The 24,541-nt window shown below is 72.9% G+C and carries 25 protein-coding genes; 9 read left to right on the forward strand and 16 right to left on the reverse strand.

Annotated features, from left to right (window positions below):
* Window positions 1-155 precede the first annotated feature (155 nt).
* Complete coding sequence (locus ACFXDJ_RS17830) at window positions 156-1,052, forward strand: DUF4231 domain-containing protein (protein ID WP_384654238.1); 897 nt, start codon at window positions 156-158, stop codon at window positions 1,050-1,052.
* 21 nt (window positions 1,053-1,073) lie between these two features.
* Here the strand turns inward: ACFXDJ_RS17830 and ACFXDJ_RS17835 are convergent, their stop codons facing one another.
* The 3 genes from ACFXDJ_RS17835 to ACFXDJ_RS17845 all read right to left on the reverse strand — a co-directional run bounded on the left by ACFXDJ_RS17835 (window position 1,074) and on the right by ACFXDJ_RS17845 (window position 4,105).
* Window positions 1,074-1,553 (reverse strand): hypothetical protein, encoded by a 480-nt coding sequence (locus ACFXDJ_RS17835; protein ID WP_384654236.1) that lies wholly within the window; start codon window positions 1,551-1,553, stop codon window positions 1,074-1,076.
* A gap of 111 nt (window positions 1,554-1,664) precedes the next feature.
* Window positions 1,665-2,489, reverse strand: coding sequence for a S1 family peptidase (locus ACFXDJ_RS17840; protein ID WP_384654270.1), 825 nt, complete (start codon window positions 2,487-2,489; stop codon window positions 1,665-1,667).
* A gap of 476 nt (window positions 2,490-2,965) precedes the next feature.
* Window positions 2,966-4,105 (reverse strand): DUF5685 family protein, encoded by a 1,140-nt coding sequence (locus tag ACFXDJ_RS17845; protein ID WP_384654234.1) that lies wholly within the window; start codon window positions 4,103-4,105, stop codon window positions 2,966-2,968.
* A gap of 283 nt (window positions 4,106-4,388) precedes the next feature.
* On the opposite strand from ACFXDJ_RS17845, the gene ACFXDJ_RS17850 reads away from it, so the two are divergent.
* Entirely contained in the window at window positions 4,389-4,841 is a 453-nt protein-coding gene (locus ACFXDJ_RS17850) for a cell division protein SepF (RefSeq protein WP_330295645.1), read from the forward strand.
* Window positions 4,842-4,873: 32 nt separating this feature from the next.
* Here the strand turns inward: ACFXDJ_RS17850 and ACFXDJ_RS17855 are convergent, their stop codons facing one another.
* Window positions 4,874-6,043: an acyl-CoA dehydrogenase family protein gene (locus ACFXDJ_RS17855; RefSeq protein WP_384654232.1), complete on the reverse strand. Its 1,170-nt coding sequence runs from the start codon at window positions 6,041-6,043 to the stop codon at window positions 4,874-4,876.
* A 117-nt stretch (window positions 6,044-6,160) separates the two neighbouring features.
* Between ACFXDJ_RS17855 and ACFXDJ_RS17860 the strand changes: the two genes are divergently transcribed.
* A complete protein-coding gene (locus tag ACFXDJ_RS17860; protein WP_384654230.1) occupies window positions 6,161-7,135 on the forward strand; it encodes a helix-turn-helix transcriptional regulator in 975 nt (324 codons plus the stop codon).
* Window positions 7,136-7,434: 299 nt separating this feature from the next.
* Here the strand turns inward: ACFXDJ_RS17860 and ACFXDJ_RS17865 are convergent, their stop codons facing one another.
* Window positions 7,435-8,514: a phosphatase PAP2 family protein gene (locus tag ACFXDJ_RS17865; protein WP_384849493.1), complete on the reverse strand. Its 1,080-nt coding sequence runs from the start codon at window positions 8,512-8,514 to the stop codon at window positions 7,435-7,437.
* A gap of 250 nt (window positions 8,515-8,764) precedes the next feature.
* Window positions 8,765-9,880 carry a glycosyltransferase family 39 protein gene (locus tag ACFXDJ_RS17870; RefSeq protein WP_384663878.1) on the reverse strand — a complete coding sequence of 372 codons (1,116 nt, stop codon included), beginning with the start codon at window positions 9,878-9,880 and terminating at the stop codon, window positions 8,765-8,767.
* Window positions 9,881-10,123: 243 nt separating this feature from the next.
* On the opposite strand from ACFXDJ_RS17870, the gene ACFXDJ_RS17875 reads away from it, so the two are divergent.
* Entirely contained in the window at window positions 10,124-11,857 is a 1,734-nt protein-coding gene (locus ACFXDJ_RS17875; protein ID WP_384849496.1) for an MFS transporter, read from the forward strand.
* A gap of 22 nt (window positions 11,858-11,879) precedes the next feature.
* Here the strand turns inward: ACFXDJ_RS17875 and ACFXDJ_RS17880 are convergent, their stop codons facing one another.
* Entirely contained in the window at window positions 11,880-12,581 is a 702-nt protein-coding gene (locus tag ACFXDJ_RS17880) for a transglycosylase family protein (protein WP_384663472.1), read from the reverse strand.
* A 306-nt stretch (window positions 12,582-12,887) separates the two neighbouring features.
* Here ACFXDJ_RS17880 and ACFXDJ_RS17885 point away from each other — a divergent pair, with 306 nt between their 5' ends.
* Both ACFXDJ_RS17885 and ACFXDJ_RS17890 read left to right on the forward strand, forming a co-directional pair.
* Complete coding sequence (locus ACFXDJ_RS17885; RefSeq protein WP_384663470.1) at window positions 12,888-13,676, forward strand: hypothetical protein; 789 nt, start codon at window positions 12,888-12,890, stop codon at window positions 13,674-13,676.
* A 206-nt stretch (window positions 13,677-13,882) separates the two neighbouring features.
* Window positions 13,883-14,338 carry a hypothetical protein gene (locus tag ACFXDJ_RS17890; RefSeq protein ID WP_384663469.1) on the forward strand — a complete coding sequence of 152 codons (456 nt, stop codon included), beginning with the start codon at window positions 13,883-13,885 and terminating at the stop codon, window positions 14,336-14,338.
* Window positions 14,339-14,363: 25 nt separating this feature from the next.
* Here ACFXDJ_RS17890 and der read toward each other — a convergent pair whose 3' ends face one another.
* From der to ACFXDJ_RS17915, 5 genes are all read right to left on the reverse strand, one after another.
* A complete protein-coding gene (der, locus tag ACFXDJ_RS17895; RefSeq protein WP_384849499.1) occupies window positions 14,364-15,824 on the reverse strand; it encodes a ribosome biogenesis GTPase Der in 1,461 nt (486 codons plus the stop codon).
* Window positions 15,825-15,899: 75 nt separating this feature from the next.
* Window positions 15,900-16,547 carry a lysophospholipid acyltransferase family protein gene (locus tag ACFXDJ_RS17900; protein WP_384654430.1) on the reverse strand — a complete coding sequence of 216 codons (648 nt, stop codon included), beginning with the start codon at window positions 16,545-16,547 and terminating at the stop codon, window positions 15,900-15,902.
* On the reverse strand, window positions 16,544-17,251 hold the full coding sequence (cmk, locus tag ACFXDJ_RS17905; protein WP_384654433.1) for a (d)CMP kinase: 708 nt from the start codon (window positions 17,249-17,251) through the stop codon (window positions 16,544-16,546). The genes ACFXDJ_RS17900 and cmk overlap by 4 nt, the downstream gene beginning before the upstream one ends.
* Window positions 17,252-17,356: 105 nt before the next feature.
* Window positions 17,357-18,445, reverse strand: a complete 1,089-nt coding sequence (locus ACFXDJ_RS17910) for a prephenate dehydrogenase (RefSeq protein ID WP_384654436.1) — start codon at window positions 18,443-18,445, stop codon at window positions 17,357-17,359.
* 139 nt (window positions 18,446-18,584) lie between these two features.
* Complete coding sequence (locus ACFXDJ_RS17915; RefSeq protein WP_384658823.1) at window positions 18,585-19,112, reverse strand: YidB family protein; 528 nt, start codon at window positions 19,110-19,112, stop codon at window positions 18,585-18,587.
* Between the two features lie 71 nt (window positions 19,113-19,183).
* On the opposite strand from ACFXDJ_RS17915, the gene ACFXDJ_RS17920 reads away from it, so the two are divergent.
* From ACFXDJ_RS17920 to ACFXDJ_RS17930, 3 genes are all read left to right on the forward strand, one after another.
* Window positions 19,184-19,525 carry a DUF952 domain-containing protein gene (locus tag ACFXDJ_RS17920; protein WP_384658788.1) on the forward strand — a complete coding sequence of 114 codons (342 nt, stop codon included), beginning with the start codon at window positions 19,184-19,186 and terminating at the stop codon, window positions 19,523-19,525.
* Window positions 19,526-19,613: 88 nt separating this feature from the next.
* Window positions 19,614-20,078 carry a Rieske (2Fe-2S) protein gene (locus ACFXDJ_RS17925; RefSeq protein WP_384658791.1) on the forward strand — a complete coding sequence of 155 codons (465 nt, stop codon included), beginning with the start codon at window positions 19,614-19,616 and terminating at the stop codon, window positions 20,076-20,078.
* 28 nt (window positions 20,079-20,106) lie between these two features.
* Entirely contained in the window at window positions 20,107-20,814 is a 708-nt protein-coding gene (locus tag ACFXDJ_RS17930; protein ID WP_384658794.1) for a DNA polymerase beta superfamily protein, read from the forward strand.
* Between the two features lie 29 nt (window positions 20,815-20,843).
* Here ACFXDJ_RS17930 and ACFXDJ_RS17935 read toward each other — a convergent pair whose 3' ends face one another.
* From ACFXDJ_RS17935 to pnuC, 4 genes are read right to left on the reverse strand one after another with little or no spacing between them, the layout of a single operon-like run.
* Window positions 20,844-21,872: an ADP-ribosylglycohydrolase family protein gene (locus ACFXDJ_RS17935; RefSeq protein ID WP_384658797.1), complete on the reverse strand. Its 1,029-nt coding sequence runs from the start codon at window positions 21,870-21,872 to the stop codon at window positions 20,844-20,846.
* Window positions 21,869-22,639, reverse strand: a complete 771-nt coding sequence (locus ACFXDJ_RS17940; RefSeq protein ID WP_384658799.1) for an NUDIX domain-containing protein — start codon at window positions 22,637-22,639, stop codon at window positions 21,869-21,871. Before ACFXDJ_RS17940 ends, ACFXDJ_RS17935 begins: the two co-directional genes overlap by 4 nt.
* Entirely contained in the window at window positions 22,636-23,832 is a 1,197-nt protein-coding gene (locus ACFXDJ_RS17945; RefSeq protein WP_384658802.1) for an AAA family ATPase, read from the reverse strand. Before ACFXDJ_RS17945 ends, ACFXDJ_RS17940 begins: the two co-directional genes overlap by 4 nt.
* On the reverse strand, window positions 23,829-24,467 hold the full coding sequence (gene pnuC / locus ACFXDJ_RS17950) for a nicotinamide riboside transporter PnuC (protein WP_384658806.1): 639 nt from the start codon (window positions 24,465-24,467) through the stop codon (window positions 23,829-23,831). Before pnuC ends, ACFXDJ_RS17945 begins: the two co-directional genes overlap by 4 nt.
* Window positions 24,468-24,541 lie beyond the last annotated feature (74 nt).

Raw genomic sequence — 24,541 nt, forward strand, 5'->3', positions numbered from 1 at the left:
CCCACACACAACCCCCACCTTCAATCGGATCACCCCTGGTCTAAACAACGCCACCTTGTAGATGGGGTGGTTTTCCGCAGCTGGGCCCCCCCCCGGGGGCCCCCCCCCGACCCAACTCCCGACTCCAGACTGGGGGGTTCGCTGTGAGTGACAGCATGACCTTTCGCAACGAGGACCTGCCCGCCCTCTTCCACCACACCGACCAGGCGGCGATCTCCCGGCAGCGGGAGTCCACCCAGGCCACCCGCGCCCAGCTCGTGCTGCTGGTCGCGGCGGCCGGGGCCGCCGCCCTGCCCGACGGGCCGACGGCCGGGTCCGTGCACCTCTTCGGCCTGCTGAGCGCGCTCTGCTACGCCGGGGTGCTGGCCGTGGGCATCCGGGCGACCCGGCGCCGGGCCCGGCCGCAGTGGCAGCTCAACCGCAGCGCCGCGGAGTTCATCAAGTCCCTGGCCTGGCGGTACGCCGTCCACGGAGCCCCGTTCGGCAGCGATGTCCCGGGGCCCGAGGGCACGTACCGGACCCGGCTGGAGGCGGGGCTGGACGAGCTGCGGAAGATGGGCTGGGAGGATCCGCGGACCGACGGGGCGGTGCCGGCGGGCGGGGAGATAACCGGCGCGATGCACCGGCTGCGCGGCCTGAACTACCAGGTGCGCAGGGAGACTTACGTACGGGACCGGCTGATCGAGCAGCGCAACTGGTACCAGCGCCGGACGGAGGTGTCGCGGCGGGCGACGGCCCTGTGGTCGTGGTCGATCGTGCTGCTGACCTGTCTGGCGCTGCTGTTCGCACTGGTCGGGGCGTTCGGCTCGGGTCCCGGGCCGAAGCTGACCGGGCTGCTGAGCGCGGCCGCGGCGGCGGGCATCGCCTGGAACGAGGTGCGGCGCCACCATCCGCTGATCGAGGCGCACACCCTGATCGAGCAGGACCTCTCCGCGATGATGGTCGTGATGCAGACGACCATCACGGAGACGCAGTGGCCTTCCGCGGTCTACGAGACGGAGCGGTACGTGTCCCCGCAGCACACCGACTGGCTTGCCCGGCACAGCAGTTGACGTGGCGTGCGGGGCGTGGCCTCAGTCCCGGGTCACGCCCTCGCACCAGATCACGGTGACGGGCTTCCCCAGCGTGCGCGTGTAGGCGACGATCTCGGCGGTGCCGCCGTGCCCCCGGGCGGGCAGGCCGTCCCAGACGGCGACGAGGCGGTCGCAGGAGTCGGCGATGTAGGTGCCGGCGGCGTAGTAGGCCTCGTCGGTGGAGCGGGCGAAGTCCATGCGGACCTCCTGGGCGGCCCGGCGCTTGAGCCCCCGGTAGCGCTCCAGGGCCTCCGCACCCTCGAAGCCCTCCTCGTAGTCCCGGCTGGGGATGACCACGGTGAGGTCGGCGCCGCATTCCAGCGCGATGGCGGCGAACAGCTGGTCCGCTCCCTCGGCGAGGCTGGAGAGGGCCTCCAGCGGCCCCTCGTGGCTTCCCAGCACGGCCCGCAGGCCTTCTTCCACGTGACCGAGCGCCTCGTCCGGGATCGACCTGTGGCCGGTCACGCCGATTCGTTTCATTCGCAGACCTGCTCCCCCCGTGGACACGGACCCCCTGGACATCCTCCCAGAAGGCGGGAGGACGTCCAGGGGTGCGGCGGGGGCGCATGGGTCCACGACGGGCCGGACGGCCTAATACACGCTGACCCCGTACGCGTTGAGCGCTTCGACCACGGGCTGGAAGAACGTGGTGCCGCCCGAGGTGCAATTGCCGCTGCCCCCGGAGGTGAGGCCGACGGCGCGGGTGCCGGAGTAGAGCGGGCCTCCGCTGTCGCCGGGCTCGGCGCACACGTTGGTCTTGATCATTCCGTAGACGATGTCGCCGTTGCCGTAGTTCACGGTGGCGTTGAGGCCGGTCACCGTGCCGCTGTGGACGCCGGTGGTGGAGCCGCGCCGGGTCACGGACATGCCGTTGGTGGGGTTGACGGCGCTGGTGATGTCCTGGCTGCCGACGGTGCCGGGCGGCACCGGGGAGTTGCTGGCGTACTTGATGAGGCCGTAGTCGTTGACCGGGAAGCTGGAGCCGACGGTGGACCCGATGACCGTGCTGTGCGAGGAGCTGGTCCACCAGGTGCCCGCGCCGTCGGTGCAGTGGCCGGCGGTGAGCACGTAGTAGGTGCTGCCGCTGCGCACGTTGAAGCCGAGCGAGCACCGCCAGCCGGAGGTGTAGATGGCGTCTCCGCCGGAGATCAGTTTGGTCAGCTTGCCGGGGATGCGCTCGATGCGCAGCGCGGCGGCGTCCGCCCCGGCCTCGCGGCGGATTCTGGCGAGGCCGGCGGCCGAGACGGTGGAGTCGGCGGTGACCACGAGGGTTCCGGTGGCGGGGTCGGTGTGCCAGGCGGTGCCGGCGACGTCGGCGCGCAGGACCGAGGCGCCGGCCGTGGCGAGCCGATCGGCGCTGAAGCCGCCGTCGGCGTGGGCGGTGGTGGGGGCGGCGAGGGCGGCCACCGCGGCCATGCCGGTGGCCACGGCGAAGAGCCTGGAGCGGATGATGCGGGTGATCCTCACTTGTCGTCCTCCCGGAAGGGATCGGGGGCCCGGTCGTGGGGTGCCGGAGCCCGTGGGGGGCGGCCGGGGGCACGACCGGCGCGAGGCCGTTCGACGTGCCCCTGACAAACTTCGAGAGACGCTGTCGGGAGTGTCCTGGCGTCAGATACCGGCAGCAAGGGCGCCTTTCAGCCGCCGCTCGCCCGTGAAGGCCGTACGCCGCCCCGGAACGGCCGGAATTCGACCTTCCGGGTAGCCGGCGAGCCCGGGGATCCCCCGGAGGGAGTCTGGGTGAGGGGTCCGGCCCCGGAGGTCGGGTCGTCTGCGGAAAGTGCGTCAGCGCTCATGCCGCTCAACCCTTCCACGCCGGCCCGGCCGGGAACCGCAAGGTACCCCGTCCGGGCCTGCACGGATTCGAGGCCGGACTGCGCGGATCTGATCCGGCCTCAGCAGCCGTCGCAGGGACAGCAGCAGCAGTCGCAGCCGTCGCAATCGCAGTCACAGTCCCCGCAGTCGCACTTGTCGCACCACGCCTCCCGCTTCTTGCGGGACCAGGGCCCCTCGTGGTCCGTGCAGCACAGCTGGCAGGTGCAGAACAGTCCGATGGCCACCGCGCAGCCCGGCAGGAGGCCCCGGCGGGGCTTGTGCGGGGGCGGCGGCGGACCGAAGCCGGCCGGCGGGGGACCGAAGCCGCCCTGGCCCGCGGCATCCGTCACGGTATGGGCACAGCCGGCGGTCCCGAAGGCCCGGTCCACGGAGGTGCGCAGCTCGTGCACCAGCAGCCGGTGGGCGAGGCCCGCGTCCGCGAACCGCGCCTCGCCCAGGGCCAGCCGGATGCCGTGGAGGGCGTCGTCGCAGAGCCTGCGGGCCTCGGCCCGGGAGGTTCCGGTGGCGGTCAGCGGGTTCCAGGCCCCGGCGGCGGCGTCGGCGCCCTGGTCCTCCACGGCGTCCAGCAGGTGCGCGAGCCGCCCGAAGTAGCGGCCCGCCTCGGCGAGCGCGGGGGCGTTGTCTGGCCGTCCGGCGAGGGTCGCGGTATGGGCGAAGGCGGCGGCCGTGGCGGTCTCGGTCGGCTCGGTCACCACGAGCACCGGCGTGCCGGGGCCGGCCAGGGTCTCGATGCCCGCCTGCCGGTCCACGGCGTCGACGAGCACGGCCGTGTCGAACCCGAGCGAGGCCCCGGTACGGGCGCCGGCCCGGTCCCAGCCCCGGGCCACCCGGCGCGCGGCCAGCGCGATCGGGGCGCGGGCCAACAGCCCGTCCCGGTCGGCCACGTGGTCCCGCACCTTCGCGGAGGCCAGGACCAGCGAGACGGCGGCCGCGAGCCTCGCACCCTCGCCCTGGGCCACGGCGGCGGTGCGCATCCCGCGCAGTGGACAGGGGCCGGCGGTGCGCCGCGCGCCGGCGGCCGGACCCGACTGAGCCTCCGTCAGAACGGAGACGAGCAGCCCGTCGTAGTTGGTCACGATCCTCGCGAGCTGGCCGTGGTCCCCCCGAAGTGCCAGGCACAGACCGCACAGATGGGCCATCCACTCCGCCTTGAAGCGCTCCCCCAGTCTGTGCGTGCAAGGCCTGACGATGCCGAACATGGTGCTCCCCCGTGTGTCATACGTGTGCTCGACGGGCATCGTAACGAGCCCGGCCCTTCACCCGTACGACCCCGTCGGTCACCCGTACGGCGGCACTGGTCGTATTTTCACTCAGTCAGCAGCGGTACCCGCCAGGATCCTTGACCGTACAACGGATGTTCTGCACCAGTACCGTCACGAAACCCCTGCGCGGCGACTATCCACTTGGCGCGTTGTCAGCATCATGGACGACGATAGGGACGCGGAAGAGAAGACAGACTGACCGCGATGAAAGGAGGCGTCCATGGGTTCGGTGCGCAAAGCGAGTGCCTGGCTGGGTCTCGTGGAGGACAGCGACGACGAGCGTTACTACGACGACGACTACGCGGAGGCCCCGCAGGGTGGTTCGGTGGTCGGCCCCGGCGAGCAGTGGGTCACCGACCCGCGCGTCAAGGTCGCGTCGGAGTCCGCCGTCGAGCAGGGCCGGCGCATCGCGACGGTCACCCCCGACGGTTTCCGTGACGCGCGCGGCATCGGCGAGCTGTTCCGCGACGGCGTCCCGGTCATCGTGAACCTGTCCTCGATGGACCCGGGCGACGCCAAGCGCGTGGTCGACTTCGCGGCCGGTCTGACCTTCGGACTGCGTGGCTCGATCGAGCGGGTGGCGACCAGGGTCTTCCTGCTGACCCCGGCCGACACCCAGGTCGTGAGCGGCGAGGCGGGCGGCCGCTCGCGCGATTTCTTCAACCAGAGCTGAGCAGGGCTCTCACCGGCTGAGGGCCGGCCGGCTCACCGGAAGGCATCGAGCCCGGTGAGTGCCTTGCCCAGCACCAGTTGGTGCATCTCGACGGTGCCCTCGTAGGTGAGGACCGATTCGAGGTTGGTGGCGTGCCGCATGACGGGGTATTCGAGGGAGATCCCGTTGGCACCGAGGATGGTCCGCGCGGTGCGGCAGATATCGATGGCCTCGCGGACGTTGTTGAGCTTGCCGAAGCTGATCTGCTCCGGCCGCAGGGTGCCCGCGTCCATCCGCCGGCCCAGGTGGTGGGCGAGCAGGATCCCCTTGTGCAGCTCCAGCGCCATGTCCGCGAGCTTGGCCTGGGTGAGCTGGAACCCGCCGATGGGCCTGCCGAACTGCTCGCGCGTCTTCGCGTAGTCGAGCGCCGCCTCGAAGCTGGCGCGCGCCGCGCCCATGGATCCCCACACGATCCCGTACCGCGCGTGGCTGAGGCAGCCGAGCGGCCCCTTGAGCCCGGTGACGCCCGGAAGCACCGCGTCGGCGGGCAGCCGTACGTCGTCCAGGACCAGCTCGCTGGTCACCGAGGCGCGCAGGGACCACTTGTGCTTGATCTCGGGCGCGGAGAACCCAGCGGTGTCCGTGGGCACGGCGAACCCGCGGATCCCCTCGTCGGTCTGCGCCCAGACGACGGCCACGGCCGCCACCGAGCCGTTGGTGATCCACATCTTGCGCCCGTTGAGCACCCAGTCGGTGCCCTCGCGCTTGGCGTACGTGCGCATCGCGCCGGGGTCAGAGCCCACGTCGGGCTCGGTCAGCCCGAAGCATCCGATGAGCTCGCCGGCGGCCATGCCGGGCAGCCAGCGCTGCTTCTGCTCCTCGGAGCCGTACTTCCAGATCGCGTACATGGCCAGCGAGCCCTGTACGGAGACCAGGGAGCGGATCCCGGAGTCGGCGGCCTCCAGCTCCAGGCAGGCGAGCCCGTACTGGACGGCGCTCGCCCCGGCGCAGCCGTATCCCTGGAGGGACATCCCGAGCGCGCCGAGCGCGCCGAGTTCTCTGGCGAGCTCCCGGATCCCGGGCAGCTCGCCGTTCTCGTACCACTCGGCGATGTTCGGCAGCACCCGGTCGGCGGCCCAGCCGCGGACGGTGTCGCGGATGGCGAGGTCCTCGGGGGTGAGGAGTTCGTCGAGCCCGAGCGGGTCGGTGGGAACGAAGGACACGGAGCCTCCTGGCAGGCCGGGTGGTGCGGAAACGGTGTGCGGAAACCTAGCGCTGCAAGTTTGTCGCTCCGTCCCCGCGCGGTCCACCCGCTTCCCGGATGGGGGCAGACTGCGGGAATGCTCGATACCTCCGCGCGGCTGCTCCGCCTCTTGTCCCTGCTGCAGGCCCACCGGGAATGGACCGGAGCCGATCTCGCCGACCGGCTCGGGGTGACCCCGCGCACCGTGCGGCGGGACGTGGACCGGCTGCGGGAGCTCGGATATCCCGTGAACGCCAGCCCCGGCACCGGTGGCGGGTACCAGCTGGGGGCGGGCGCCGAACTGCCGCCGCTGCTGCTCGACGACGACGAGGCCGTCGCCGTGGCCGTGGGGCTGCGGACCGCCGCCGGCAACGGCGTCGAGGGGATCGGGGAGGCCTCCGTACGGGCCCTGGCCAAGCTGGAGCAGGTGCTGCCGTCCCGGCTGCGGGGGCGGGTGTCGGCGCTGAACGAGTTCACCGTGCCCATGCTGCGCGGGGCCGGCCCGTCCACCGTCGACCCGGCCGTGCTGACCGGTCTGGCCACGGTCTGCCGCGACGGCGAGCGGCTGCGCTTCGACTACCGGGACCACGGGGGCACCGTCACCCGCCGCACCGTCGAACCGCACCGGCTGGTGTGCACCGAGCGCCGCTGGTACCTGGTCGCCTGGGACCTCGACCGGGAGGACTGGCGGACCTTCCGGGCCGACCGGATCGAGCCCAGGCCCCCGCACGGCCCGCGCTTCACCCCGCGCCCGCCGCCCGCCGAGGACCTCGCCGCGTACGTCTCCCGGGGGATCTCGCAAGGGGCGTACTCGGTCCGGGCGGTCGTCCGGCTGCGGGTGCCGATGGCGGAGGCCTCGCAGCTCGTCGGGGCGGCCGACGGGACCCTGGAGCCCCTCGACGAGCGGAGCTGCGTCCTGCGCACGGGGGCGGTGAACCTTCATGTTCTGCTGATTCACATCATGCTGCTCGGCTGTGAGTTCGAAGTCGTCGAGCCGGTTGAGCTGACGGACCGGATCAGGGCTCTGCGAGATCTCCTCGGCAGGTCTCTGGAACCTCGCGAAGCATCCTGAGAAGTGAAGAAGATGTAAGGAAGCGGAGGGGACCCGGAGTGGGTTCCGGCGGGAATTCCGGGAAGTCGGGAGGTAATTCGAAAGACAATTCACCCCGGGCGTGTCGCGGACCGGGAAATGAATGGTCCGGACGAACTCGACGGCACAGGACTGTCGACATTCCGTGACACAAGCGTGACCCGGTACGGACGAACCTCCGAGCGCGCGGCTGACGGCCGGTCCGGAGGTACGACGAAGGCGGGCCCCGGTCCTCGACCGGGGCCCGCCGTCATCGCGGAAGTGTGCGTACCGTTCGCGAATCAGCCTCCGGCAGCCGGGCGGGCCGTGCCGCGCGCCGGGGTGCGGTCGGCGTGGGCCGGGCGGCGGCTGCCGACCGGGGTGGCCGGCGGCCGCTCGGAGCGGACCAGGTACGGACGGGCGGCGGCGTGGCCGGCGGGCCGAGCGGCCGGATAGTGCCCGGCCGCGGCCGGAACCGCGACCCCGACCGGAACCACCGGCGCGGCGGGCTCCGCCGTCGCCGCGGCGGAAGGCCCGACGGGCCGCTGGAGCCGCCACTTGCCGCCCGCGGAGAGCAGCGGGACGAGCACTCCGGTGAGGGGCTCGGGCACCCGCCCGGCTTCCACGAGGGAGCGCAGCCGCGCGCGCACGCCGAATACGTAGGCCTCCGCGTGGGCGATGAGGGGCTCGAACCACGGCAGCGCCAGGAGCACGAGCACACCGGCGGACCAGCCGAGCAGGACGTCACTGACCCAGTGGGTGCCGAGGTACACGGTGGTGGCGCCGACGCTCAGCGAGACGACCGCGGACACCACGGAGAGCACCCGGCGGGTGACCACGGTCGAGGCCAGGTAAGCCAGGATTCCCCAGGTCACGACGGCGTTGGCGGTGTGGCCGGAGGGAAATATATCCCCGCCGGCGAAGAGCTCGGCGGAGCCGATCCGGGTGGCGTAGTGCGGGCCGAGCCGGCCGAGGCCGAGCTTGACGGCGCCGACCGTGATGTTGAGGAGCAGCAGCGCCACGCCGAGGGTGACCAACGGGCGCAGGGTGTGCTGCCGCCAGGACCGCCAGCCGAGCCAGGCGGCGACCATCACGGCGGTGGGTCCGCGCTGGCCCAGGACCACGAGGTAGTCGAGGAAGGCGTGGAGCTGCGGCCACTGCTCGTAGGGCCGGAAGAACATGACCTGCCAGTCCAGGCGGACGAGCCAGGAGGTGGTCAGGACGGCCACGACGATCGCGAGGTAGAAGGCGAGTGTCGCTCCGAGGAGCACGACGCGGTGCCGGCTCATCTGCGGGGTTTGCAGATGAGCCGGTCGCTCTGGTTCCCGGTCCAGCCGGGCGAACACCCGCTCCAGTCTGGGCAGGATTTGGTCGGTACGCACTCAATCGACGTTACCGCGCGCCGATGGGCGGCCCGGTCGAATCGAGGGCTTTGTGATGACCATGTGATGTGGAGTTGGTCTCACACGGGACTTAATTCCCGTCATTCCGCCTTTGGTTGGAGCGCCGCCGGTCCCTTGGCCCGGCCATTTCTTCGCATACTTCGCCGGGCTTTATCCGCACAGGTCGAATTGTTTTGCTCAAAGATGGATCGGAATGATCCATTCCGTGATGTCGGGCCCGTACCGCCGCCTACGGGGGGCCCGAGCCGTGCAGCCAGAAGGCCCCGTACCCCGCCGATACGACGGCCAGCGCGCCCAGCGCGGCGGTCGCCCGGCCCGGCCGCCACCCGGCCAGCGCCACCGCCGGCGGGAACACCAGCGGGAAGGCGGGCAGCAGCAGCCGGGGCTTGGAGCCGAAGTACCCGGAGGCGCACAGCGCCAGCGCCACCACGATCCCGCAGTAGACGAGCAGCGGGACCGGCTGCCGCTGCCGTACGCAGAGCCCGTACAGCCACAGCACCAGCGCGACCCCGGCGATCAGGCCGACCCCGGCGAGGAAGGCGGAGGAGGCCAGGCGGGCGGCGATGAAGCGGGCGAAGGCCCAGCCGCCGTCGAAGCCGTTGCCCCAGCCGCCCTGCACGTCCAGGTATCCGGTCAGGCCGCCGCCGGTCCGCGCGCCGACCCACAGCACGTACGCCGCCGCGCCCAGCGGAGCCAGCAGGGCCCCCGCCACCGCCCGCCCGGAGCCCTCCCCGCGGCGCCGGGCCAGGGCCGCGGCCACCCAGACCGCCGCGACCACCGCGGCCCCGACCGGGCGGGTCAGCCCCGCCCCGGCCGCGAGCAGACCGGCGGTGAGCCAGCGGCCGCGCAGGGCCCCGTAGAGGCTCCAGGCGGCCAGCGCGGTGAACAGCGACTCGCTGTACGCCATCGACTGCACGATCCCCACGGGCAGCGCGGCCCAGAGCCCGACGGCGAACACCCCGGCCCGGCGGCCGTGGAGCAGGTCGGCCACCGCGAAGATCCCCCAGGCCGCGGCGAGCCCGGCGACCGCCGACACCACCAGGCCGGCGGACCCGTAGCCGAGGCCGGTGACGGCCGAGACCAGCCGTTCCAGCCAGGGCAGCAGAGGGAAGAAGGCCAGGTTGGAGTGGACGTCCCCGTTGGGGAGGGCCACCTCGTACCCGTACCCGTCGGCGGCGATCCGGGCGTACCAGAGAGAGTCCCAGCGCGCCGAGAGCAGCGTGTGCGCACTGCTGCCGGCCACCGCCCCCCACACCGCGAGCACCGTCAGCCCGAAGAGCCGGACCGCCGCGAAGACGGCGAGGGCGGGCGCGGCCCGGCGAAATCCAAGATCCTTCACGGGCATGATTATCGGGGGCGGGGGCGGGCGCGGCCCAAGCGGAGGGAACGGTGCGCGTCGAGTGGCACACACCACACGGCGGCCGGCGGCGGGATGAGAGCTTGACCACGTGTCCCAGAGCCGAACTCGCGTACGCTGACTCTTCACTCGCGTGTCGACGCCGGACCCCGTAGGACGCCACCTTCACCCACTGTGGCCCCGAAAGACGCTGGTCCGCCGAGTGCGAGGGATCACCTGGGAGGTACATGCATGTCGGGGACGAACACGACCACCGGCGACAGGAACCCTTCCCCCCGGCAACTGCTGCAGCTACGGCAACGACTCCGTGCGGCCTCCGGCGGGGCCAACCGCTGGGCGGTCCTGGCGGTCCTCTGCGTCAGCCTGGTCCTCGTCGCGCTCGACGCGACGATCCTGCACGTGGCCGTCCCCTCCGTCACCGAAGACCTGCGGCCCGGCTCGGTCGAGCTCCTGTGGATCGTCGACGCCTACCCGCTCGTCTGCGCCTCCCTGCTGATCCTCTTCGGCACCCTCGGCGACCGCGTCGGCCGCCGTCGCGTCCTCCTCCTCGGCTACGGACTCTTCGGCGTGGCCTCGGCCGTCGCCGCACTCGCCGACAACGCCCAGGTCCTCATCGCCGCCCGCGCCCTGCTCGGCGTCGGCGGCGCGATGATCATGCCGGCCACCCTGTCGATCCTGCGCCAGGTCTTCCCCGACCGCCGCGAGCGGGCCCTCGCCATCGGCATCTGGACCGCCGTCGCCGCCATCGGCGCGGCGAGCGGGCCGGTCCTCGGCGGCTTCCTCGTCCAGCACTTCTGGTGGGGTTCGGTCTTCCTCATCAACATCCCGCTGATGATCCTGCTCCTGCCGCTGGGCCGGTGGCTGCTGCCCGAGTCGAAGGGCACCTCCGACGGGCCCTGGGACGTGCTCGGCGCGCTGATGGCCGCCGGGGGCGTCCTCGCCGTGGTCCTCGGGGTCAAGCGGTTCGGCGCGGAGCGGCAGGTCGCCGACCTCGAAGCGATCGTTCCGCTGCTGATCGGCGCGGTGCTGCTGGCGGCGTTCGTGCGCCGGCAGAAGCGGCGCGCGCACCCTCTGATCGACATGCGGATGTTCTCCCGGCCCGCCTTCAGCACCTCGGTGGGCTGCATCGTGCTGGCCATGCTCGCGCTGGTCGGGCTGGAGCTGATCGCCGTCCAGTACCTCCAGCTGGTGCTGCGCCTGAGCCCGCTGGAGACCGGGCTGCGGCTGCTGCCGCTCACCTTCGCCGCGATGGCGGCGGGCGCGACCGGCTCGTACACCCTGGCCCGGACCGGGCCGCGACGGATGGTCTCGCTGGGCTTCGTGCTGACCGCCTTCGCGGTGCTGCTGCTGACCTTCATGGGCCAGCACGACCGGCCGGTGCTGCTGACCGTCGGGTTCGTCCTGCTCGGCTTCGGCCTCCAGACCACCCTGTTCGCAGCGTACGAGTCGATGCTCAGCGAGGCCCCGGCGGCCACCGCGGGCGGCGCGGCCTCGATAGGCGAGACCTCGTACCAGCTGGGCGCGGGCATGGGCATCGCACTGCTCGGCAGCGTGATGAACGCGGCCTACGCACCCGGGCTGACCGGGGTGCCCGGGGTCTCCGAAGCGCAGTCCGCCGACGCGGCGCACTCGCTGGGCGAGGCGTACCAGATCGCGGCGCAGCTCGGCGGAGCGGCGGGGGACTCCCTGTACGCGGCCGCCCGGCAGTCCTTCGTCCACGGTCTCCACGTCACGCTGGTGGTCAGCGCCGCGCTGCTGCTGGCGGGGGCGCTGATGGCGCTGAAGCTCCCGCGCGCGATGGAGTGCGCGGATCCCGAAGCCACCGCCGAGCGGGAACGGGGTCCGGTACGGGTCCCCGCGCAGCCGGGGTCCGAGGCCTCGGACCCGGCCCCCGGAGCCCCCGCGGCCCGCATTCCGGCGCAGTCCTCGAACGACCCCGACCCGGCGGTCGGCCGCCCGGCCTGAGCCGGACCGAGGGCCGAGGGGGTCAGACCTTCCGCGCCGACGGGCCGGGTGCCGGGGCCGGGGCCGGGCTGTGAGCCGGAGCCGGAATCGGAGCCGGAATCGGAGTCGGAGCCTGCGAAGGCACGGGCGGGGCCGCCGGTGACGGGGTGGCCGGTGACGGCATAGCCGGGGGCAAGGTCAGGAGGGTGCCGATCCGGAGGGCGTCCGGGCGCGGGCCGATCACCACCCGGTTCGCCTCGTACAGCGCCTGCCAGCCGCCCTTCACCCGGTGCCGCCGCGCGATCGCCGCCAGCGTGTCCCCGCTCCGCACCACGTGCATCCGCCCCGCCAGCCCGTACCGCGTGGCGCACACCGGCCAGGCCTCCCAGCCCTGCGTTCCCAGCAGGTCCTCCGCGACGCGGATCTGCTGGTCCCGCGTCGCCAGGTCGGCCCTCGGGGCGAACAGCAGGCCCCCGTGCTCCTCCCACGTCGGCTGCCAGAACTGCAGTCCCCCGTAGAACCCGTTCCCCGTGTTCACGGCCCACCGGCCCCCGCTCTCGCAGTCGGCCACGCAGTCCCACGGCCACTTCCCGCCGGGTCCGCAGTCCACCGACCGGCCGTGGGCTCCGGGCGCGGGCGGCGGCGGAGCGGCCTCCGCCGACACCGGGAACAGCACCGGAACGAGCACGAGCACCAGCCCCAGCGCGGCGGCGCGGGCGGCGGCCGGGATCCCCAAGTTGCGCATCGCGTCACGCTACGCAGCCCCGTACCGGGGCCCGCGCCCGCCACACCGCGCCCCGGCCGCGGCCACCCGCTCGGCCCCGCCCGCCGCCGCCGGGCCCGCCGCCGAAACGATCCACACCGGCCACCAACTGCGCACAATCAGAAAACAGTTGGCACGAAAACAACGCCCCGGTCGGACCGTTCACTCCTTCGGGGGTCCGGTTCGATTCCGTTCCCTCAAACGGCGTGACCCCGGCCGCCACTCCCCCGTTGAGCCCGGCGAGCCGGAACCCCCCGGCCCCGCACGCCTAGTCCGAGGAGCCACCCCGTGCCGCGCATGCTCGAAGTCAGTGATGAGGTACGTGCCGAGATCGGCGACGAGGAGGCCGAACGGCTGCTCGCCGGTGACGGGTCCCCGGGCAGTTACGACTGCACGTCCTGCCGCACCCCCGGCGACTCGGAGCGCGAGCAGACCAGCACCGTGCTGTTCGTCGGCGACGAGACCGCCGTCCTCGCCTTCGCCCACGCCGGATGCATCCCCTCGCAGGTGGTCTCGGTCCCCGAGGCCCACCTCCAGGGCGCCGTCCGCTCCATCACCGGCGACAGCCCCTCGGCCCCCGCCGGCGACGTACCGCAGTCCGTGCCCGGCGGCCAGGCCGTCCTCGGCATCACCAGCGGCCTGATCCTGATCAACGGGGAACTGCACCCCGCCCTGGTCGTGGAGCCCACCGCGCCCATCGCCCGTCCCGGCACCACCGGTCCCGGCGACGACTTCCTCCCGCTCCTCATCGAGCAGGGCTTCGTCCCGGTCACCGACACCGACGAGCTCCCGTCCGCACTGAGCGGCTGGTCGATCCTGCTCGCCGCCGGCCAGCTGCACTCCGTGCTCCAGCCCGGCCAGATCGCCTGGTGGCAGGCGCACAAGCCGCTGTCGGTCACCGACGGCTGGCGGGCCGCGGTCAACAAGACCCAGCGCGTCCTGGTCTACGCCGCCCCGGTCGACTCCATCGGCCAGCAGCCCCGCGAGGACCTGCTCCGCGCCGCCCTGGACAAGGCCGCGGCCAACGGCAAGCTGGTGGCCGCCTCGATGCCGCTGGCGGGCACCCCGGGCGCCTGAGTCGCAGGCTCTCCCCCGAACCGCCGTCCGCCCCCCAGGGGGCCGGGCGGCATGCGCCGGGGGTGCGCGGTCCGTCCCGCGCACCCCCGGCGATCTGCGTTTTCCGCCCTGTGACCCCGCATCCGTGGGGCGCCGGTTTCGTTGGCTGATACGTGCATTCCTACGATGTCTCCCGCGCCCCGTCCTATCCGAGCACCGTCCCCCCGATGCGCCAAGCACGGGAGCTGGAGAGCGCTCCGGCCGCCTCGCACACCCCGATCTACGACCTGCTGTACTCGGAGTACCTGCGCGCCTTCCGGGCCCTCCCGGGCGACCGCACGGGCGAGGAGGACCTCGGCTTCACGGCGTTCTCCTACGGCGGCTCGTACGCGGGCTCCCACGCGGGCCCGCACCCCGGCGGCGGCGCGTACCCGAGCACGTACGGGAGCACCTACGGGAGCACGTACGGCGGCTCCCACACCGCCGCCCAGGGCAGCGGCTGGAACGGTTCCTCATGGCAGCAGGCGGACGCCTGGCAGCCCGCGTACACCCCGCAGCCACAGCCACAGCCGCAGTACTCGTACGCGGGCTCCGGCTCCGCATACACGAGCGGGCGGCAGCACCAGACCGGGATGCAGCACATCCCGGCGGCCCTGCCGCCCGCTCCTCGCCGGGGCTTCTAGGCCCCGCCGTACCGCCGTACCGCCGTTACATCTTGCGCTTGTGCTGGGCGCCGCGCTTCTCGCGCACCCGGACCGAGATGTGGATCGGGGTTCCCTCGAAGCCGAACTCCTCGCGCAGGCGGCGCTCGATGAAGCGGCGGTAGCCGTGCTCCAGGAAGCCCGAGGCGAAGAGGACGAACCGCGGCGGCTTGCTGCCCGCCTGGGTGCCGAACAGGATGCGCGGCTGCTTGCCACCGCGGATCGGGTGCGGGTGACCGGCGACGACCTCGCCGAGGAAGGCGTTCAGGCGGCCGGTGGGGATGCGGGTCTCCCAGCCGGCGAGCGCGGTCTCGATGGCCGGGACCAGCTTCTCCATGTGGCGGCCGGTGAGCGCCGAGACGTTCACCCGGGGCGCCCAGGCGACCTGCTGCATCTCGGTCTCGATCTCGCGCTCTAGGTAGTAGCGGCGCTCCTCGTCGAGGTTGTCCCACTTGTTGTACGCGATCACGATCGCGCGCCCGGCCTCGACGGCCATGGTGATGATGCGCTGGTCCTGGACGGAGATGTTCTCGGTCGTGTCGATCAGGATGACCGCGACCTCGGCCTTCTCCACGGCGGCGGCCGTACGCAGGGAGGCGTAGTAGTCGGCGCCCTGCTGGAGGTGGACCTTCTTGCGGATGCCCGCGGTGTCGATGAACTTCCAGGTGACTCCGCCGAGCTGGATCAGCTCGTCGACCGGGTCGCGGGTGGTGCCGGCCATCTCGTTGACGACGACCCGGTCCTCCTTGGCGACCTTGTTCAGCAGGGAGGACTTGCCGACGTTCGGACGGCCGATGAGGGCGATCCGGCGCGGGCCGCCGACGGCGGTGCCGAAGCGCTGCTCGGGCGCCTCGGGCAGGGCCTCCAGGACGGCGTCCAGCATGTCGCCGGTGCCGCGGCCGTGCAGGGAGGAGACCGGGTGCGGGAAGCCGAGGCCCAGCGACCACAGGGACGCCGCGTCGGACTCGCCGCTCTGGCCGTCCACCTTGTTGGCGCACAGGACGACGGGCTTGCCCGCCTTGCGCAGCAGCCGGACGACGGCCTCGTCGGTGTCGGTGGCGCCGACCTTGGCGTCCACGACGAAGACGACCGCGTCGGCGGCCTCGATGGCGTACTCGGCCTGGGCGGCGACGGAGGCGTCGATGCCGAGGACGTCCTGCTCCCAGCCGCCGGTGTCGACGACCTTGAAGCGGCGGCCGGCCCACTCGGCCTCGTAGGTGACGCGGTCGCGGGTGACGCCGGGCTTGTCCTCGACGACCGCTTCGCGGCGGCCGATGATCCGGTTCACCAGGGTCGACTTGCCGACGTTCGGCCGGCCGACGACGGCGAGGACGGGCAGCGGGCCGTGGCCGGCTTCCTCGAGCGCGCCTTCGACGTCCTCGATGTCGAAGCCTTCTTCCGCGGCGAGCTCCATGAACTCCGCGTACTCGGCGTCGCCAAGTGCTCCGTGGTCGTGCTGGTCGTTCATGAAGTCCGTTCCTCGTCGTTCGTGGTGATCGGTGGCACCCGCGCAGCGCGGTTCCACTACTAGGTCAAGTCTCGCTCAGCGCCCGGTGAGGCGCTTGGCATCGGCCAGGTGGGCGGTCAGCCGGTCCTGGATGCGTACGGTGGCCTGGTCCAGCGCGGTACGAGTACGGCGGCCACTGCCGTCCCCGGCGTCGAAGGCATCGCCGAAGACGATGTCGACCCTGCTCCTCAGCGGCGGCAGCGCCTTGACGACGCGGCCGCTGCGCTCGGTGCTGCCCAGTACGGCGACGGGCACGATGGGTGCGCCGCCACGGACCGCGAAGTACGCGAGGCCCGCGCGCAGCGAGGCGAAGTCGCCCTCGCCCCGGGTGCCCTCGGGGAAGATCCCCAGGGCTCCGCCGTTCTCCAGCACGCCCAGCGCGCGGCCGATCGCGCCCCGGTCGGCGCCGGAGCGGTCCACCTTCACCTGCCCGATCCCTTCGAGGAAGGGGCCGAGCGGGCCGACGTACGCCTCCTTCTTGATCAGGAAGTGCAGCGGCCGGGGGGCGGTGCCCATGACCATGGGTCCGTCGATGTTGTGGGAGTGGTTCACGGCCAGGATCACGGGGCCGGACGCGGGGACCTTCCAGGCCCCCAGTACGCGCGGCTTCCACAGGCCGTACATGAGACCGATGCCGATCCGCCGGCCGACCGCCGCACCCTTGAGGGAGGGCGTATCGCTCACGAGCGGACCGTCCTTTTCTCTTCCACCAGAGTCACCACGCACTCGATCACCTGGTCGAGCGTGAGCTCGGTGGTGTCCACCTCGACGGCGTCGCCGGCCATGGCCAGCGGGGAGGTCTTGCGGCCCGAGTCGGCGGCGTCGCGCTTGATCAGCGCTTCCTTGGTGGCCGCGAGGTCCGTGGCCTCCTTGCCGCGCAGCTCGCCGCTGCGGCGGGCCGCGCGGGCCTCGGCCGTGGCGGTCAGGTAGATCTTCAGGTCGGCGCCGGGCAGCACGGTGGTGCCGATGTCCCGGCCCTCGACGACGATCCCGCCGGCCTCCTCGGCCGCCCGGGCGGCGATGGAGCGCTGGAGCTCGGTGATCAGGGTGCGCACCTCGGGGACGGCGCTCACGGCGCTGACCTTGGAGGTGACCTCCTGGGTCCGGATCGGGCCGGAGGCGTCCAGGCCGTCGACGGTGATGGTGGGCGCGGACGGGTCCGTGCCGGACACGACGGCCGGCTTGGCCGCGGCGATGGCGATGGCCTGCGGGTCGTCGGTGTCGACGCCGTTGGTGATCATCCACCAGGTGATGGCCCGGTACTGGGCACCGGTGTCCAGGTAGCGCAGCCCGAGCTTGGCGGCCACGGCCTTGGAAGTGCTGGACTTGCCCGTGCCGGAGGGACCGTCGATGGCGACGATCACGGCGGACGGAGCTGCGGTTTCCACGGTGCGGGCACCTTCCTGGTTGCGCGTACGTGTCCGGGCGCGCCAATAGCGCCCCTCCTCCAGGTTACCGGGCTTTTCGCCGCCGCCCGCCGGATGAGCGCCCGGCTACTGCTGGCGCAGCGCCCAGCCCCGCTCCCGCAGGTCCGCCGCCAGGCCCGCGGCCGCCCGCGGTTCCACCATCAGCTGTACCAGGCCCGCCTGCTGGCCCGTCGCGTGCTCGATCCGCACGTCCTCGATGTTGACGCCGGCCCGCCCGGCATCGGCGAAGATCCGTGCCAGTTCGCCCGGCTGGTCGGAGATGAACACGGCCACCGTCTCGTAGGCCGCGGGCGCCGCGCCGTGCTTGCCCGGCACCCGGACCCGCCCGGCGTTGCCGCGCCGGAGCACGTCCTCGATGCCGGCCGCCCCGCCGCGCCGCTTGTCCTCGTCGGCCGACTGCAGGCCCCGTAGGGCCTCCACGGTCTCCTCCAGGTCGGCGGCGATGCCGGCCAGTACGTCCGCCACCGGTCCCGGGTTCGCCGAGAGGATCTCCACCCACATCCGCGGGTCGGAAGCGGCGATCCTCGTCACGTCCCGTATGCCCTGTCCGCACAGCCGGACGGCCGTCTCGTCGGCCTCCTCCAGGCGGGCCGCGACCATGCTGGAGACGAGCTGCGGGGTGTGCGAGACCAGCGCGACGGCGCGGTCGTGCGCGTCGGCGTCCATGACCACCGGGACGGCCCGGCACAGGGCCACCAGCTCCAGCGCCAGGTTCAGCACCTCGTGGTCGGTCTCCCGGGCCGGGGTCAGCACCCAGGGACGGCCCTCGAAGAGGTCCGCCGTCGCCGCGAGCGGCCCGGACTGCTCCTTGCCCGCCATCGGGTGCGTACCGATGTAGGCCTTCGTGTCCACTCCGAGCGCGTCCAGCTCCCGGCGCGGGCCGCCCTTGACGCTGGCCACGTCCACGTAGGCGCGGGCCAGGTCCCGGCCGATCGCGTCGGCGAGGGCGGCGGCCACGTGGGCCGGCGGTACGGCGATGATCGCGAGGTCGGCCCGGCCCTCGCAGGGCTCCTCCGAACCGGCGCCGAGCGAAGCGGCCGTACGGACGTTCGCGGCGTCGCGGTCGACCAGGTGGACGGCGATCCCGCGGGCGGCGAGGGCGAGCGCCGCGGAGGTGCCGATCAGTCCGGTTCCGATGACGACGGCGGTTCTCACGGGCGCTCCAGGGAGGGGTAGGGAGAAGATCGGGACGGTGGCGGCGGTGCCTGTCCCAGGGTAGCCAGCCGGGACGCGGAAGGGCCCGGCCGTCCGTCCGGTGGGACGGACCGCCGGGCCCTCGCGGGAACCGACTGCCTTACAGGTTCTGCTGCTTGATGATGTCCTCCAGCGAACCGGAAGGCAGAGAGCCGGTCGGGCTCAGCTTGTCCACGGCCTGCGGCAGCGCCTGCGCGATCTGGGCGGCCGCGTCCTGCGGGCTGACGCCCGCCTGCTCGGCGACCTTCTGCAGGGTCTCGTCCGGCAGTGCCTCGGCGATCTGCGCGCCGCTGACCGCCTGGTTCTCTCCCGTGCCGACCCAGGACTGGGCCTGGTCCACCAGGCCCGACTTGGTCAGCATGTCCAGCAGGCCGCCGAGCGGGTTGTTCGCGCCTCCGCCGGCCGCCTGGGCTCCGCCACCGCCGCCCGCGAGCGCGCCGAGCAGTGCGCCGAGGATGTTGCCGGCGCCGCCGCCGGCGGAGCCGCCCTGTCCGCCGCTGCCGCCACCGAGAAGGGAGCCGAGAAGGGAGCCGAGGTCATTACCCGCCATGGTGCTGCCTTTCGAAGAGGGACCGGGGCGCGCGGAAGAGGGCGTACCCGGCTTCGAGATACGGACAATGTCACCCAGAGCGGGCGGGTCCGCCACTTGGCGCAGAACACGGCGCGGAACGGCGCGGCCGCTGCGGTAGAACGATCGGCATGATCTTCCACCTCGTACCGCTCGCCGACTGGACCGCCGAGCCCGCGCTCCCGTACGCCCCCGCCTCGCTCGGCTCCGAGGGCTTCGTCCACTGTTCGGCCGACCCGGAGACCGCGCTCGCGATCGCCTCCTCGCACTACACGGACGTACCGGGCACCCTGCTGGCCCTGGAACTCGACGAGCACGCCCTGACCTCGGAGGTCCGCCGGGACGAAGGTCCGGGGGCCCGCTACCCGCACGTCCACGGTCCGCTGAACCGGGACGCCGTGATCCACGTGTGGGAGGTCGTACGCACGCCCGGATCTCCGGCCGAACTCGTCCCCTGGCGGCTGGAGAACTGACTGAGCCAGAGCGTGGCGGGGTTTTCCTGGAGCCCGTTCACACGTCAGGATGCCTCTCGCCAGCCCGTCGATCACCCGAGGAGAACTCATGAGCGACCCCAGCCTCACCGCCCGGCGCACCGTCCTGGCGGTCGGCGCGACCGCCCTGGCGGGCGGCGTGCTCACCGCGTGCGGAGGCGCCGACGAAACGACGAAGCCGAAGGACGAGGGCGGCAGCTCGCCCGCCGCGAAGTCCCCGGAGGCCTCGGCCCCCGCCGGCGGGAAGAAGACCCTGGTCAAGGCCGCGGACGTACCCGTCGGCGGCGGCACGATCATCAAGGACCAGAAGCTGGTCGTCACCCAGCCGACGGCCGGTTCCTTCCGCTGTTTCACGGCGGTGTGCACGCACCAGGGCTGCATCGTGGCCAAGGTGGAGGGCGGCACCATCGACTGCCCGTGCCACGGCAGCAAGTTCCAGGTCGCGGACGGGGCGGTGGCGCACGGCCCGGCCACCCGGCCGCTGGCGGAGAAGAAGATCGAGGTCTCCCCGGCGGGCGATATCTCGCTCGCCTAGCGGCGACCCGGCCGCCTACGCTCCCGGGATGAACGACAAGCCGACGCCCGAGCCGCTCGAACTCACCCTGGTCAGGGACCACACGGTCTACGCGTGCGTGATGGGTTCGAGGGCGTTCGGCCTGGCGACCGAGGCGAGTGACACCGACCGGCGCGGTGTCTACCTCGCCCCGACCCCGCTCTTCTGGCGCTTCGAGAAGCCGCCGACGCACGTGGAGGGGCCGCGGGAGGAGGAGTTCTCCTGGGAGCTGGAACGCTTCTGCGAGCTCGCCCTGCGCGCCAACCCGAACATCCTGGAGTGCCTGCACTCCCCCCTCGTCGAAGACCTCACCCCGGTCGGAGAGGAACTCCTCGCCCTGCGCGAGGCGTTCCTCTCCCGTCGGGCCCACACCACCTTCAGCAGGTACGCGGCCTCTCAGCGCGGCAAGCTCCTCGCGGACCTCCGCAACCACGGCGCCCCGCGCTGGAAGCACGCCATGCACCTGCTGCGGCTGCTCCTGTCCTGCCGCGACCTGCTGCGCACGGGCCGCCTGGTGATCGACGCGGGCCCCTACCGCGACCGCCTCCTCGCCGTCCGCCGCGGCGAGCTCGGCTGGGACGAGGTCGACGCCTGGATGACCCGCCTGGTGGAGGAATCGGAGTCCGCCCTCACCACGACCCCCCTCCCCGAGGGCCCGGACCTCCCCCGCGTGGAGGACTTCCTCCTCCGCAGCCGCCGCGCGTCGGCGCTGGGTTAGGCCTGGGCTAGGCCTGGGCTGGGCCTGGGCTAGGCCGTCTCCGCATCCCAGAGCGCGCCGAAGGCCAGCAGCTCGTCCCGGTACTCGATGCGGCCCTCCCAGTCGCGGGGCCAGACGTCCGCGCCGAGGTGGGCGCCCGCGAAGGCGCCGGCCAGGCAGGCGATGGAGTCGGAGTCCCCCGCCGTGCAGGCCGCGCGGCGCAGGGCCAGGAGGGGTTCATCGGGGAAGAGCAGGAAGCACTGGAGGGCGGTGGCCAGGGCCTCTTCGGCGATCCAGCCGTCGCCCGTGGTGAGGCAGGGGTCCGTTTCCGGGGAGGGGGTGCGCAGGGCGGCGGCGAGGCGGTCCAAGGCCGCGAGGCACTCGTCCCAGCCCCGTGCCATGAAGGACTCCGCCGAGGCGTCGCAGGAGGTGCGCGTCCAGAGGTCGCCGAGCCAGCGCTCGTGGTAGCGGGTGCGGTTCTCCAGCGCGTAGGAGCGCAGGAGGCCGACCAGGCCGGTCGGTTCGGCGCCCCGCGCCAGCAGGTACACGGCCCGTGCCGTGAGGTCGGAGGCGGCCAGCGCCGTCGGGTGGCCGTGGGTGAGGGCCGACTGGAGCTGGGCCGCGCCGGCCCGCTCCTCCTCCGTCCAGCCGGGCACCAGCCCGGCCGGCGCCACCCGCATGTTCGCGCCGCAGCCCTTGGAGCCGATCTGGCTGGCGTCGCGCCAGTCCCGCTCGGGGAGTTTCAGCAGGTTGCACGCCTTCAGGCAGGTGTTGCCCGGGGCCCGGTTGTTCTCCGGGGAGAGGTACCAGTCGACGAACTCCTCCCGGACCGGGCGGGCGAGGCGCAGCGGCCCCACCCGGCCCCGCTCCGCGGCGGTCCGTATGCCCCGGGCGAAGGCCAGCGTCATCTGGGTGTCGTCCGTGACGATCGCCGGGCGGGGCAGGCTCATCTGCCGCCAAGGGCCCGTCTTCGCCAGGATCCCCGGTACGTCGTTGAACTCCGTCGGGAAGCCGAGCGCGTCCCCCAGGGCCAGGCCGATCATGGCGCCCGTCGCCGCTCGCTTCGCGGTCCTCGTCATCGCGTGGGTCCTTCCGTGGGGCGGAGCAGGGGCGGGTGCAGGCTGGTCGCGGGTCCGGGCCGGTACAGCGCGGCCGGTTTGCCGCGGCCGCCGGTGAGCCGGGCGGCTCCGGGCACGGCCTCGACGAAGCCGGGCGTGGCCAGGACCTTGCGGCGGAAGTTGGGGCGGTCCAGGGCGGTGTCCCAGACGGTCTCGTAGACGGCCTGGAGCTCGCCGAGGGTGAACTCGGGCGGGCAGAAGGCGGTGGCCAGGCAGCTGTACTCCAGCTTCGCGCCGACGCGGGAACGGGCGTCGGCGAGGATCTCCGCATGGTCGAAGGCCAGTCCGGAGCCCGGTCCCGGGCCCGGGCCCGGTCCCGACGCCTCCCCCACCGGCACCCAGCGGGCGCGGTCCGCGTCCCCGCCGCCCCCGGCCGCCGGTTCCGGCAGGTCGGGGACGAGCGCCGTGAAGGCCACCGAGACCACCCGCATCCGGGGGTCGCGGTCCGGGTCGCTGTACGTCCGCAGCTGTTCGAGGTGGAGCGCGGCGACCGTGCTGTCCGGCAGGCCGGTCTCCTCGGCCAGTTCCCGCCGGGCGGCCGTCTCCGCGGATTCCCGGGGCAGCACGAACCCGCCGGGCAGCGCCCAGGCGCCCGCGTACGGTTCCTGGCCGCGGCGGATCAGCAGGACGTGCAGGATCCCGCCGCGCACGGTGAAGACGGCGAGGTCCACGGTCACCGCGAACGGCTCGAAGGCCGAAGGGTCGTAGCGGGGTCCGGCAGCACTCATCGGCTCCGCTCCCGCGTCCGACCGGTCTCCGGAACCGGACCCGGTCCAGGACCCTGCTCCGGCACCCGGACGGGCCCCCGCTCCGGCAGTGGGTCCGCGAACTGCCAGCCCTCGTCGAGCAGTTCGTCCACGGCGGCCATGGCCGTCGCCAGCCGCGTCTCGCGGTCCCCGCTCACCACCAGGAAGCGTTTCCCGGTCCGCTCCAGCTCCTCCCGGAACCGGCCGGTCATCCAGGGTCTGAGCTGCGGTCCGTCGCGCAGCCCGTCGTCCTCGAAGGGGACATCCGCGTGGTCGGTGAGCAGGTACAGGTCACGGTGGGTCCCGGCGGCGATCCGCTCGACCTCCTCGCTCCGCCCGCCCATGTACCGCTCGTGCCAGATGCCGGTGGCGAAGGAGTCGGTGTCGCAGAAGAGCACCGGCGATCCCAGCCGGGCCGCCCGCTCCTCCTCCGCGTCCTGCCGCCGCGCGATCACCGGGAACTCCGCCGAGGCGAAGCTCACATCGGCCCAGGTCGCCGCCGGGTCCGCCGCGCGGGCCGCCGCGAGCCGCTCCTCGCTGTAGCGCCGGCCGTACTCCTCGACCCAGCCCGTCTTCGCCCAGACCCCGCCGCGCCGCCGCCAGTGCTCCGCCAGCGCCCGCGAGAGGGTGGTCGTGCCGGTGGACTCGGCGCCGAGCACGACGATCCGCCGGGTCAGGGCGGCCCGTACGGCGGGTCCCAGGAACTCCCAGTTCCCGGCCGGGTCCGCCCGTACCGCCGTGCCCGACACGGGGAAGAGGGTCCGGTCCCGGTCCACGCAGACCTCCTCGGCCCCGAACCGCCGCGCGAGCTCGGTCCCGTACTCCTCGGAGGTGAAGACGGCGTCGATCCGGTGGCCCACCGCCCGCCGGAAGATCGCCATGTGCGCCTCCCAGACCGCCGGGTCGTGCAGGTCGACCGGGATGTCGTCGACGGCGCCGACGACCTCGGCTCCCGGGTGCGCCTCGCGCATCCAGGCGACCCGGTCGGCGAGCGGCACCGATTCCACGGAGGCCGCGCAGACGAGCACGGTCAGCCGCTCGCACTGGTCCTGGGCGGTGCGCACCAGGTGGTGGTGGCCGGCGTGCGGCGGATAGAACTTGCCGAGCACCAGGCCGCGCTGGTGGAGCGTCTCGCCGTGGACGGGTTCGCGGACGGGCTTGTCGCGGCGCCTCATGCCGTCGCCTCCAGGGTCCTACGGGCCTCCCGTGCGGGGAGCGCCCGGCGCCAGCCGAGGAGTCCGGCCACGCACAGGGCGAGGAAGACCACGTAGAGCAGGGAGGTCAGGTAGAGCCCCTTGTACACGTACAGCGGGATGTACACGAGGTCGGCGGCGATCCACAGCCACCAGGATTCGACGAGCTTGCGGCACTGCCCGTAGGTGGCCGCGAGCGAGAGCCCGGTGGTGAGCGCGTCCCAGAACGGGACGGTGGAGTCGGTGGCGCGGCCCAGCAGGAGCGTCAGCCCTAGCACCCCCACCGCCCCCGCCGCGGCCAGCCAGGCCCATTCGGTGGCCGTGGTGCGGCGCACCGGCAGGGCTCCGGCGGTTCCTGGTCCACCCCCGTGGGTCCAGGACCACCAGCCGTACGCGGCGAGGGCGATGAAGACGATCTGCAGCCCGGCGTCGGCGTAGAGGCCGGCCTGGGCGAAGAGCACGATGAAGAAGATGTTGTTGGCGATGCCGATCGGCCAATTGGCGATGTGCTGCCGGGCGACCAGCCAGACGCACAGGGCTCCTGTGGCGAATCCGAGGATCTCGGTCCAGCTCGTCTGCCACCCCATGATGACGACCCCCGCTCTCTTTATGGTCATGTTGACTATAAACAGGAGCGCGGGCCCGCACAAGCGCTTTCGGGCCCCGCACAAGCAGAAAACCCGCGGCGCCC

Origin of the sequence: Streptomyces sp. NPDC059443 (assembly GCF_042750105.1) — a bacterium.
Classification (GTDB): domain Bacteria; phylum Actinomycetota; class Actinomycetes; order Streptomycetales; family Streptomycetaceae; genus Streptomyces.

Excerpts from the sequence above, each read along its gene's own strand:
- ACFXDJ_RS17830 (WP_384654238.1), top strand. The coding sequence starts at position 156 with ATGACCTTTCGCAACGAGGACCTGCCCGCCCTCTTCCACCACACCGAC.
- ACFXDJ_RS17835 (WP_384654236.1), bottom strand. The coding sequence starts at position 1,553 with ATGAAACGAATCGGCGTGACCGGCCACAGGTCGATCCCGGACGAGGCG.
- ACFXDJ_RS17840 (WP_384654270.1), bottom strand. The coding sequence starts at position 2,489 with ATGGCCGCGGTGGCCGCCCTCGCCGCCCCCACCACCGCCCACGCCGAC.
- ACFXDJ_RS17845 (WP_384654234.1), bottom strand. The coding sequence starts at position 4,105 with ATGTTCGGCATCGTCAGGCCTTGCACGCACAGACTGGGGGAGCGCTTC.
- ACFXDJ_RS17850 (WP_330295645.1), top strand. The coding sequence starts at position 4,389 with ATGGGTTCGGTGCGCAAAGCGAGTGCCTGGCTGGGTCTCGTGGAGGAC.
- ACFXDJ_RS17860 (WP_384654230.1), top strand. The coding sequence starts at position 6,161 with ATGCTCGATACCTCCGCGCGGCTGCTCCGCCTCTTGTCCCTGCTGCAG.
- ACFXDJ_RS17870 (WP_384663878.1), bottom strand. The coding sequence starts at position 9,880 with ATGCCCGTGAAGGATCTTGGATTTCGCCGGGCCGCGCCCGCCCTCGCC.
- ACFXDJ_RS17875 (WP_384849496.1), top strand. The coding sequence starts at position 10,124 with ATGTCGGGGACGAACACGACCACCGGCGACAGGAACCCTTCCCCCCGG.
- ACFXDJ_RS17880 (WP_384663472.1), bottom strand. The coding sequence starts at position 12,581 with ATGCGCAACTTGGGGATCCCGGCCGCCGCCCGCGCCGCCGCGCTGGGG.
- ACFXDJ_RS17890 (WP_384663469.1), top strand. The coding sequence starts at position 13,883 with ATGCGCCAAGCACGGGAGCTGGAGAGCGCTCCGGCCGCCTCGCACACC.
- der (WP_384849499.1), bottom strand. The coding sequence starts at position 15,824 with ATGAACGACCAGCACGACCACGGAGCACTTGGCGACGCCGAGTACGCG.
- ACFXDJ_RS17920 (WP_384658788.1), top strand. The coding sequence starts at position 19,184 with ATGATCTTCCACCTCGTACCGCTCGCCGACTGGACCGCCGAGCCCGCG.
- ACFXDJ_RS17925 (WP_384658791.1), top strand. The coding sequence starts at position 19,614 with ATGAGCGACCCCAGCCTCACCGCCCGGCGCACCGTCCTGGCGGTCGGC.
- ACFXDJ_RS17930 (WP_384658794.1), top strand. The coding sequence starts at position 20,107 with ATGAACGACAAGCCGACGCCCGAGCCGCTCGAACTCACCCTGGTCAGG.
- ACFXDJ_RS17935 (WP_384658797.1), bottom strand. The coding sequence starts at position 21,872 with ATGACGAGGACCGCGAAGCGAGCGGCGACGGGCGCCATGATCGGCCTG.
- ACFXDJ_RS17940 (WP_384658799.1), bottom strand. The coding sequence starts at position 22,639 with ATGAGTGCTGCCGGACCCCGCTACGACCCTTCGGCCTTCGAGCCGTTC.
- ACFXDJ_RS17945 (WP_384658802.1), bottom strand. The coding sequence starts at position 23,832 with ATGAGGCGCCGCGACAAGCCCGTCCGCGAACCCGTCCACGGCGAGACG.
- pnuC (WP_384658806.1), bottom strand. The coding sequence starts at position 24,467 with ATGACCATAAAGAGAGCGGGGGTCGTCATCATGGGGTGGCAGACGAGC.